Origin of the sequence: Polaromonas sp. UBA4122, from assembly GCA_002381615.1 — a bacterium.
Taxonomy (GTDB): domain Bacteria; phylum Pseudomonadota; class Gammaproteobacteria; order Burkholderiales; family Burkholderiaceae_C; genus Polaromonas.
On sequence record DFWY01000036.1, the window covers coordinates 1 to 10,363 of the forward strand.

Annotated in this window: 9 protein-coding genes and 1 pseudogene; 4 read left to right on the forward strand and 6 right to left on the reverse strand. The window is 60.2% G+C overall.

Features of this window, described 5'->3' with window-relative positions; translation table 11 throughout:
* Nucleotides 1-19: 19 nt before the first annotated feature.
* Together B3F77_RS05440 and acpA are read left to right on the forward strand one after the other, a co-directional pair.
* Nucleotides 20-439: pseudogene (locus tag B3F77_RS05440) on the forward strand (IS3 family transposase); the annotation flags it as partial.
* Nucleotides 440-979: 540 nt separating this feature from the next.
* Nucleotides 980-3,073 carry an acid phosphatase gene (acpA, locus tag B3F77_RS05445; RefSeq protein ID WP_293603983.1) on the forward strand — a complete coding sequence of 698 codons (2,094 nt, stop codon included), beginning with the start codon at nucleotides 980-982 and terminating at the stop codon, nucleotides 3,071-3,073.
* 173 nt (nucleotides 3,074-3,246) lie between these two features.
* Here acpA and B3F77_RS05450 read toward each other — a convergent pair whose 3' ends face one another.
* The 5 genes from B3F77_RS05450 to B3F77_RS05470 form a co-directional block, all read right to left on the reverse strand.
* Entirely contained in the window at nucleotides 3,247-3,975 is a 729-nt protein-coding gene (locus B3F77_RS05450) for a ribonuclease activity regulator RraA (RefSeq protein WP_293603984.1), read from the reverse strand.
* Nucleotides 3,976-3,988: 13 nt separating this feature from the next.
* Nucleotides 3,989-5,728 (reverse strand): L-arabinonate dehydratase, encoded by a 1,740-nt coding sequence (gene araD / locus B3F77_RS05455; RefSeq protein ID WP_293603985.1) that lies wholly within the window; start codon nucleotides 5,726-5,728, stop codon nucleotides 3,989-3,991.
* Nucleotides 5,729-5,840: 112 nt separating this feature from the next.
* Complete coding sequence (locus B3F77_RS05460; protein ID WP_293603986.1) at nucleotides 5,841-7,313, reverse strand: aldehyde dehydrogenase (NADP(+)); 1,473 nt, start codon at nucleotides 7,311-7,313, stop codon at nucleotides 5,841-5,843.
* A 36-nt stretch (nucleotides 7,314-7,349) separates the two neighbouring features.
* A complete protein-coding gene (locus tag B3F77_RS05465; RefSeq protein WP_293603987.1) occupies nucleotides 7,350-7,559 on the reverse strand; it encodes a hypothetical protein in 210 nt (69 codons plus the stop codon).
* 262 nt (nucleotides 7,560-7,821) lie between these two features.
* Nucleotides 7,822-7,989 (reverse strand): hypothetical protein, encoded by a 168-nt coding sequence (locus tag B3F77_RS05470; RefSeq protein ID WP_293603988.1) that lies wholly within the window; start codon nucleotides 7,987-7,989, stop codon nucleotides 7,822-7,824.
* 102 nt (nucleotides 7,990-8,091) lie between these two features.
* Here B3F77_RS05470 and B3F77_RS05475 point away from each other — a divergent pair, with 102 nt between their 5' ends.
* Nucleotides 8,092-8,553 carry a c-type cytochrome gene (locus B3F77_RS05475; RefSeq protein ID WP_293603989.1) on the forward strand — a complete coding sequence of 154 codons (462 nt, stop codon included), beginning with the start codon at nucleotides 8,092-8,094 and terminating at the stop codon, nucleotides 8,551-8,553.
* Between the two features lie 233 nt (nucleotides 8,554-8,786).
* Nucleotides 8,787-10,085: a DUF445 domain-containing protein gene (locus tag B3F77_RS05480; protein ID WP_293603990.1), complete on the forward strand. Its 1,299-nt coding sequence runs from the start codon at nucleotides 8,787-8,789 to the stop codon at nucleotides 10,083-10,085.
* Nucleotides 10,086-10,103: 18 nt separating this feature from the next.
* Here B3F77_RS05480 and B3F77_RS05485 read toward each other — a convergent pair whose 3' ends face one another.
* On the reverse strand, nucleotides 10,104-10,274 hold the full coding sequence (locus tag B3F77_RS05485) for a hypothetical protein (RefSeq protein WP_293603991.1): 171 nt from the start codon (nucleotides 10,272-10,274) through the stop codon (nucleotides 10,104-10,106).
* Between the last annotated feature and the right edge of the window lie 89 nt (nucleotides 10,275-10,363).

A 10,363-nucleotide genomic window follows, 5' to 3' on the forward strand; every position in this document is an offset into this window, starting at 1 on the left:
TTGAATGCAAAGTAGTATCAGTCGTCAGGTCGTGGGCTGGAGCATGCAGGCCCACATGCAAAGCAGCCTGGTGACGGATGTGCTACGAATGGCATGGTTCAGGCGCCAACCTGACGAGGGTCTCATCTTCCACTCGGACCGCGGTAGCCAATACTGCGGGCACGAGTTCCAGGGCATGCTCACGGCCTACAAGATGAAAGGCTCAATGAGCCGCAAAGGGAGCTGCTGGGACAATGCCCCCACTGAGAGTCTGTGGGGACGCCTGAAGGTGGGCCGTCTGTACGGCAGAAAGTTCGAGACACGTCAGCAAGCCATGGACGAGGTGGTTGACTGGTTGACGTTCTACAACTACAGCCGACTGTATTTGACGCTGGGCTATGTCAGCCCAATGCAGTATGAGAAAAGCTGGCACGCGGCACAGCTATTGAAGGCCGCATAATGAAGTGGCTAAGCGGTACGTCCAACAGGGGTAAGTTCACCAATCGTTTAGTGCGCCAGCAAAGCCACGTCGCGTTCGCCGCGATCGTCTAATGGCCGGTCTCGGTCTGGCAATACAGTGTCATCCCAACTCGACTTGGCGTGGCGAATGAGGAATAGTGTTTTCATGTCATTTCCTATACGTCCAGGGTATCCGCTGTCTACGGCCCCGTCGTGCTCGTCGTACAGGCTCTCGCTGTCCATCACCGCAATTTCGGCCTACTGCACCGCATCAAGGTAATGGCGGTAACTCAACTGTCCGTGGAAACGGGTCAAGTCCAGTGATGACTTGCTACTCGAATGACAGGAGCGGAAGGAGTCATTGATACGGTCGGCTCGAACTGCCAGATCCCCGGGCACAAGCGGTCATTGCCTACAGTTCGCGATTGCAGACAATCGAACGCGACGATCTCTCTGCACATCAATATCCACCGCTGTCATCAAATTTTCACAGCGCCTCTCTAAAGTTCATAGGTTAAAACTCCAATCTAAGGACATTTCCATGAAACCACACCAGTACCATCACTGGCCGTTCATCGCCATAGCTACCGCTTCCGTAGCAATGTTGAGCGGCTGCGGTGGCAGCTCTTCTGCTGTAACCAACGGCGCCGTCATTGGCAGTTATTTCCAGAATGCCAAGGTCTGCCTTGATCTGAACAACAACGGTGCTTGCGACAACGGCGAGCCGAGCAGCACCTCGGACAGTCAGGGCAAGTACAGCCTGTCCGGCGGCAACGCTCCGGTGGTTGCCGAAATCCTTCCCGGCGCGGTCCGCTTCGACCCGGCGACCAACACCTCCACGATTATCACCAGCAAGATCATTCTGCGCGCGCCGACGGATGCTCCAGGCATCATCAGCGTCCATTCCACCAGCGTGGTTTCGGAAATGGAGACCAACAACCTGTCCTTCGCCGATTCCAAGGCCAAGGTTGCGGCAGCGCTTGGCGTCAGCGCAGACAAGCTGCTCTCCGACTACAACAGCCTCGCAGCCGGCGATGCCGACAAGGCCAAACTGAGTACTGCCACCGACGATGGCCTGCAGCGAATCCAGGCAGCAGTCGCGGCAGCGAAGGGCGGCGATGACGTAAAGAAGCTGCTTTCCAGCGCTACGAACACCTTGGACAAGATCAAGACTGTGGTCGTCATCTACGCCGAAAATCGCAGCTTCGACAATCTCTATGGTTTGTTCCCAGGCGCCAACGGCATCAGCAATGCGACACCCGCGAGCTACCAACAGCTGGACCGAGACGGCAAGACCGTGCTCGCGACCCTGCCGCCGGTCTATTCTGCCCCCGCGGCATCCGCCAGCGCATGGTCTTTCATCACCAGCCTGCCCAACAAACCTTTCCGTATCGATGCCGCTCAGCCAGGGGGTGCACCCGGCATCGCGGCGAGCATCACATCGCCTGATCTGGTGCACCGCTTCTACAACAACCAGATGCAGATCAACGGCGGCGTCAACAATATGTTTGCGGCTTTTTCGGACGCCGGTGGTCTGTCCATGGGTTACTACGACGGCTCCAGCATGGCCATGTGGAAGCTCGCTCAGCAATACACGCTATCCGACAATTTCTACATGGGTGCTTTCGGCGGCTCTTTCCTCAACCATTTCTGGCTGGTCTGCGCCTGTACACCTTCCACAGCCACTCCGCCAGCAGGACGGGTCTCCATCGTCGATCCGGCAACCGGCATGCTGGCATTCAAGACCAACCCGCCTGCCAGTGCCCTTAGCGCCGCGCCTGGCAGCGTCTACCAGGGTGACTTCAACTTCACGCCGATAGACGCCACGACCAACCTGAGCTACGCCATCAACACCACTCAGCCGCCGTTCCAGCCTAGCGGCACTGCGCCGGCAACCGGAGGCGACCTGCACCTCGCCAGCCCGGCCGCCACCGGCGGCGCGGCTGCGTTGCCTGCCCAGACGGCCAAGACCATAGGCGACACGCTCACCGCCAAGGGCGTGAACTGGGTCTGGTACGCCGGCGCCTGGAAAACGGCATTGACCGATGGGACCCAGGACCCCACTGCGCCACGTACCGTCATCTATAACGGCGCTAGCGGTGCCGCCAACTTCCAGCCCCATCATCAGCCGTTCAACTATTTCTCCCGCTTCGACCCGACCACCACCGCCGGCCAGACGGAACGGGCGGCCCACCTGAAGGACTACACCGACCTCCAAGCCGACATTGCCGGCGGCACCCTGCCACCGGTGGTCTTCTACAAGCCCCAAGGCAGCCTGAACCAGCATCCGGGTTATACCGACGTGATGTCGGGCGACGCCCACATCGCCGATGTGATCGCCAAGCTCCAGGCCAGCCCCCAGTGGAAGAACATGGCCATCATCGTCACCTACGACGAGAACGGCGGCTTCTGGGATCACGCTGCGCCGCCCAAGGCTGACCGTTGGGGCCCAGGCAGCCGTATTCCCGCGATCATCATTTCTCCCTATGCCAAGAAGGGCTATGTGGACAGCACGCCCAACGATACAACGTCCATCATCAAGTTCATTACGCGTCGATTTGAACTTGAGAAACTGCCGGGTGTACGCAAGGTCGTGAGCGACCTTTCCAATGCCTTCGACCTGAGCCAGCCCTAATCCAGATTGACGAGTCGCCTATGACGGAAAACAGGACAGCCCCGTGTCCTGTTTTTCGACCATCGACAGGGGCCGCCAAAAACAGTAGACCTGAACGTCTTACCGTATCTTCCGTTGATCTGAACCCCAAAGCCATAGGTTGTGGCCAGCCTGCGCTGGTGGGTGGTGGTCGTTCAGCGCCCGTGCGCCTTGCGCCAGACAGAGAAGTCTTTCCTGGATTTTTCTTCGGTAGGCGGATACAAGCCAATGATGGAGCGACCCTTGAGCACTTCCGACATCACAAAGTCCTCAAACGCCGTCATCTCCAGCGCCTCGCTGGCGATCTCATCGGCCAGGTGAGTCGGAATCACCACTACACCCTCCCTGTCGCCCACAATCACGTCGCCGGGAAACACCGCCACGTCGCCACAGCCAATCGGCACGTTGATGTCGAGCGCCTGGTGCCGCGTGAGGTTGGTCGGGGCCGAGGGACGGTGGTGGTAGGCCGGGAAGGGCATGGCCGCGATCTCGGGCGAATCGCGAAAGCCGCCGTCGGTCACCACGCCGGCGGCGCCACGCACCATCAGGCGCGTGATCAGGATGGAGCCGGCCGAGGCGGCGCGCGCGTCCTTGCGGCTGTCAATCACCAGCACCGCGCCTTCCGGGCACTGTTCCACGGCCACGCGTTGCGGGTGCTTGCGGTCCTGGAAGACGGTGATGGGGTTGAGGTCTTCGCGGGCCGGGATGTAGCGTAGCGTGAAGGCTTCGCCCACCATATTGGGCAGGTTCGGGTTGAGTGGGTGCACGTCCTGGATGAACTGATTGCGCAGGCCGCGCTTGAAGAGGGCCGTGCATAGCGTGGCGGTGCTGACGGTCTTGAGCTTGTCGCGAGTCTCGAGCGAAAGTATCGATTTTGGGGCCATGGTTTCTTTCGTGTCAGTAAATGTCGGGCTCGCCGACGGGCGCGCCAAACGAGGTTTCCAGAAAATCAAAATCACAGCCCTGGTCGGCCTGCTGAATGTGGCGCGCGGCCATCCAGCCGTAACCGCGTTCAAATCGCTTGGGTTGTGGCTTCCAGGCGGCCCGACGCAGTGCCAGTTCTTCGTCGCTCACTTCCAGGTGAATGCGCCGGCCTGGCACGTCCACCGTGATCAGATCGCCGGTCTTCACCAGCGCGAGCGTGCCGCCGATGTAGGCCTCGGGCGCCACATGCAGGATGCAGGCGCCGTAACTGGTGCCGCTCATGCGTGCGTCCGAGATGCGCAGCATGTCCTTCACGCCCTGCTTCACCAGCTTGAGGGGAATCGGCAGCATGCCCCACTCGGGCATGCCGGGGCCGCCTTGGGGACCGGCGTTGCGCAGCACCATGACGTGGTCGGCCGTCACGTCAAGGTTCTCGTCGTCGATGGCTGCTTTCATGGCGGGATAGTCGTCGAACACCAGCGCCGGGCCGGTGTGCTGGAGGTATTGCGGCGCGCAGGCGCTGGGCTTGATCACGCAGCCGTCGGGCGCCAGGTTGCCACGCAGCACGGCCAGCGCGCCCTCGGCATAAATCGGATTGTCCAAAGGGCGAATCACGTCGTCGTTGTAAACCTCGGCACCCTGCAGGTTCTCGCCCATGGTGCAGCCGCTGACTGTCATGGCGTCGAGCTTAAGGTGGCCGGTCAGCCGGCTCATCATCGCCCGCATGCCACCGGCGTAATAGAAGTCTTCCATCAAATAGGTGTCGCCGCTGGGCCGGATGTTGGCGATCACCGGCACCTTGCGGCTGGCGGCATCAAAATCGTCCAGACTGACGGCGCAGTGCTTACCGGCGCGGCGCGACATCGCCACCAGGTGAATGATGGCGTTGGTCGAGCAACCCATGGCCATGGCCACCACGATGGCGTTTTCAAACGAGGCGCGAGACAGCACCCTGGCCGGCGTCAGGTCTTCCCACACCATGTCCACGATGCGGCGGCCGCAGTCGGCCGCCATGCGAATGTGGTTGGCGTCCACCGCGGGGATGGATGAGGCACCCGGCAGCGTCATGCCGATGGCCTCGGCAATGCCGGTCATGGTGCTGGCCGTGCCCATGGTCATGCAGTGGCCGTGGCTGCGCGCGATACCGCCTTCCACTTCGAGCCATTGGGTCGGGGTGATCTTGCCGGCGCGCCGGTCGTCCCAGTATTTCCAGGTGTCCGAGCCTGAGCCGAGCACCTTGCCTTTCCAGTTGCCGCGCAGCATGGGGCCGGCGGGCATGTAGATGCAGGGCATGCCCGCGCTCATGGCACCCATCAGCAGGCCGGGCGTGGTCTTGTCGCAGCCGCCCATCAGCACCGCGCCGTCCACGGGATGACTGCGCAGCAGCTCCTCGGTCTCCATGGCCAGCATGTTGCGGTAGAGCATGGTGGTGGGCTTGACGATGGACTCCGACAGCGAAATCGCGGGCAGTTCAATCGGGAAGCCGCCGGCCTGCAGCACGCCACGCCTGACGTCTTCCACGCGCTGCTTGAAGTGGCCATGGCAGGTACCGATGTCGCTCCAGGTGTTAACAATGGCGATCACCGGCTTGCCCACCCAGTCGTCGGGGCCGTAGCCCAGTTGCATCACGCGCGAGCGGTGGCCGAAAGAACGCACGTCGTCGGGGGCAAACCAGCGCGCGCTGCGCAGTGATTCGTAGGTTTTCTTTGTCATGTCGGTCCTTGCGTCCGGGGTCACAGCGTGTAGTCCACCGCCGCCCATTCAAAGTAGGGCTTGAGGTCGGCTATCAGTGCCTGGTGCCATGGGCGGAACAGCACGATGTGGTTCAGCATGGCTGTCCCTTGCGCGCCAGCAACCAGGCCGGCGCGTCCTGCAGCGCCACCGGGCGCAGGAAGCGGTCCAGCGCCGCGTCGCCCACCGAGGTGCTCATGGGCTGGGTGGACGAGGGCCACGGGCCGCCGTGCTGTTGCGCAGCCGTGACGGCCACGCCGGTGGGCACGCCGGCAAACAGCACGCGACCAGCCACCTGCGTGGCGGCGCGCACGATCTGGCGCACCTCGTCGCTTTCGGTCTCGGCGCCCCAGAGCGTCACCGTGAGGCTGCCACCCACGGCGTGCAGCACATCGAGCACCTGGGCCACGGAACCGGCGCGCACGATCAGGCTGGATGGGCCGAACAGTTCTTCGCGCAGTTCGGCCTTGGCGATGAAGTTGACCGTATCCACCTGGGCGAGATAGGGGCGCGGCGCCTCGGCGCTACCCGCTTCGTGCAGCAGGGGCTGCGCACCGGCGGCGGCCATGTGGACCACGCCGGCATCGAAGGCGCTGCGCATGCCGGGGGTCAGCATGGCGTGCGGCTTCTGCGCCGCCAGGGCGGTTGTCAATTGCTGTACGAAGGCATCGCTTGCCGGGTCGTCGAGCAGCACGATCACGCCGGGGCTGGTACAGAACTGGCCGCAGCCCATGGCAATCGAGCCGGCGAGCGTGGTGGCCAGTTCGGCTCCGCGCGCGGCGAGGATGGCGGGCAGGGCCACGACTGGGTTGATGGATCCCAGCTCGCCATAAAACGGAATCGGGCGCGGCCGCGCACTGGCCTCGGCCTGCAAAGCCGCGCCGCCGCGCGTCGAGCCGGTAAAAGCACCGGCGGCAATCGCCGGATGGCGCACCAGACGCACGCCCACATCGGAGCCGCCGCCCTGGATCATGCCGATCATGCCGGCCGGCAGGTTTTGGGCGCTGAGGACTTGTTGCGCCAGACCGAACACGCGGTTCGACAGCAGCAGGTGGCCCGAGTGCGCCTTGACGACGACCGGGCAGCCGGCCGCCAACGCCGAAGCGGTGTCGCCGCCCAGCACGGAGAACGCGAACGGGAAGTTGCTGGACGAGAACATGGCGACGGGGCCGAGCGGCACGCGCAGGCGCACCATGGCCGGGTGGCTTGCCGGCGGCGCACCGGGCACGGCCGGGTCGTCGGTGAAGGCGAAAGGCACACCGCGCTCGGCAATGTCGGCAAAGCGGCGCAACTGGAAGGCGGTGCGGTCGAGTTCGCCGTTCAGGCGCACCGGACCGAGCGCGGTTTCCTCATCGGCCAAGGTCACCAAGCCGCCGCGGTCCGATTCGAGGGCGATGGCCAGGCCGCGCAGCAGCGCTGCGCGGGTGGTCCCGGCGCTGGCAGACCAGCTGGCAAAGGCCTGTGCCGCGCCTTCGGCGGCAGCATCGACTTGCTCCGAGGTGGAGGCCATCAGTGGGGCACCCAGGGGTTCGCCCGTGCGGGCCTGGAAGGGTTGAAGTGTTTTCATGGTGTATGGTCTAGTTTGGGAAGTTGGTGGTGCAGTTTATTCCCAGCGCAGGTGGTAGCCACGGCCCGCATAGTCAAACGCGATGAGTTCGTCCATGTGCGTGCCTTGCACCAATGGCCGGTCTTGTGTTTCCTTGACAGTCGGGGCCGCGTAGTAGGCGCGGATTTCCTTGATGGCTAACTTTGCCCATCCCGCCAAAAATGTAAAGTTAGCGCTAATGCGCCATTTATCCCGCTTTTCAGCCATGTAGGTGTTGTTGCCGGCTCACTATTGACCACCCATGCCGATTTAGGCATGACCAGGGGTTTTTAAGTGGTAACGCTGGTCATTTTGAATCGGCACAATCAGCTTTAGATGGTCAATATGAGGTCGGCAGCAACATTCTGGACACTTACTGCATGCAAAAAGCGGACATTCGTGGTAAGAAGTCGCGCAACGTTTGGTCGCCCTGCATGTGCGCAACTTCATGCGAGGCAAACAAACTCCGGTGGCACCGCGAAAAAAAGTATCATCCACCCGTGCATTCGCACAAATTCAAAGAAGATGACACGCCGCCGAATAGAGCGTGCCAGAAATAAAAATTTACCAGTGACTCAGACAGGCGGCCAATACTGACATCCATGGATACGCCCCACTGCCGCTCCAGCACATCGATATCCGCGCGTGCGAGGCGCACAGCAACTCTTGGAGGGCGTACTCTGGGCAGCTATCAGCCTCTGGAGAGACGGCCCAAGGCTTTTTTGGTGTCGTAGACGTCTTCCTGTGAGTCAATAAATTCATGCCAATATTAAGATCGTCATCTCTAATAGCCATTGCTACCGTATTTGCGCTAACTGCCTGTAACGACATCGCAAAAGACACCCACCCCGATCAGCTTGTCACGAAGCGCAGGGGTATTTTTAAGCAATTTATGCGCACCCTGGAGCCCATGGGCATGGTTGCCCGTAATCGCAAAGACTACAACCCGCGTGAGTTCAACGTCAGCGCGTTGGCATTGGAAAAGCTGGCGACGCAGCCCTGGGCTTACTTCACCCAGGACAGCAATTACCCGCCGACACACGCCAAGCCCGAGGTATGGAAGCAGCCCGTCGAATTCAAACAAGCTCAGGAAAATTATCGGACCACGGTGAGTCAGCTCGTCAAGGCGGCACAGGGCGGCAATCTAGACATTATCCGGACGGCCGTCAATGAGGTGCAAAAAAGCTGCAAGACATGCCACAACCAATTTCGCAACGATTAATGAGCCTTTTTTGCTGCATTGCTTGCTGGTTTTTTCGTATTTCAATTCGCGAAGTACTGCCCCCCAGATAAGACGTCCGGCCTCGGCTGGACCAATTGGAATTTTTGGGTTTGGCTTCGTGTTCGTCTTGCGTGGCATATGACCAAGCTTGATCTTGGCCGCAGCGCGTCAGCAGATCATCATAAAAGTGCAACGGCTCACTGATCGCTATGCCGACAAGACGGGGAGTGGGTGTGAGTACTGAAAAACAATTCGTAGAACAACTCGATAGCGCACGGGATGCACATCAGCGCTTGCGTTTGAAACTGATGCAGCGTATCGCTCTAGGCTTGTTACTTGGCATGGCGGTGATTTATGTCTTGGCCTTAAGTCAGCGTCACGCACACCCAGCTTTGGGCTTCGTCGTCGCCTTTTCCGAAGCCGCCATGATTGGGGCGATTGCCGACTGGTTTGCCGTGGTTGCCCTGTTTCGTCACCCCATGGGCATTCCCATTTGGCACACCGCCATCATCCCCAATAGCAAGGATGATATTGGGCGCAATCTCGGCGAATTCGTGGAGAACCATTTCATTACGGAAGAGGCGATCTCACAACGCTTGCGAGCAGTCAATCCGGCAGGGCTGCTGAGCACCTGGCTTCTGGCACCCAACACTGCTTCAAAACTCGGCCATACCATGGCCAAAGCCTTTGAAAAACTCCTCAAATCGTTGGACGATGCCAAGATCAGCCGGATATTGGGAGAGGCCGCCAGCAGGCAACTCAGCCAACTCGATGTATCGGCAACGGCAGGCAAGGTCGCTGATCTACTGGTGGCCGAAAGCAAGCATCAGGACCTGCTTGATGGGGTGCTCCTGGGGATTGCCGACTACTTGTCGGATGAGAGCAATAAGCCGCAAATCGCAGCTTTCTTGATCGGTGCTTTCGAGATCGATAACGCAATCCTCAAAAAAGGACTGTCAGCCTATGTGCCACGTGGGATGCGATCCCTGAATCAATTCGCAGTCGGTGTTCATGGCAATGTCGAGCATCCCCTGCGCAAGAGATTCGATGCTTTGGTCAAGGATTTCGTCTTGCGGCTCAAGGCCGATCCTGATTGGTATGAGAGCATTGCCAGGTATCAGCAAGAAACGCTGGTCAGTCCGCAGGTGGAAGTTTTGTTGAATAGCATCTGGGGCGTTATCAAACTACGTCTGAAGGCAGACTTAACACGCGACGACCCCGTAATTGCTGCGCAATTGGCAACGCTGGTCCGAAAAGTCGGTGAGATCCTGGCGGCTGATGCTGATTTGCGTGAATGGCTGAATCAGGCCATCGAATCTGGCAGTGTCTCGCTGATTCTCCAACACCGTGGCGAAGTTGGCAAGTTCATTGAAGGGCAATTGGCGCAGTGGACCAAGGACGAAATGAGCCAGCGCATCGAACTGGCCATAGGTAGAGACCTTCAATTCATTCGCATTAACGGCACGCTGGTGGGTGGATTGGTCGGGGTGATCATTTACGCGCTGACGCAGTTGACGGGGCGTGCCGGGTAAGGCCATGATGAGACTGGGTTATTGCTGCAATGCCGATAAAGCTGGGGTCGAGTGATGGGCTTTGTTATAGCCATAATTCTTGGATTTTCCGTGATCGCGGCTATGACTATCGCTGACCATCGGCGCTGGCAATGACTGCTCCGAGTAAAGTACTTGAATATCGGTATCGTGCCCGGAACAGTCAGTCATGACTTGCTCCTCCGATGACCGGAAAGCAGGGCGGATTCAGTGATCGCACCTGATCGGCAAGTTTCGACCGAGATGCTATGGATGCCTCC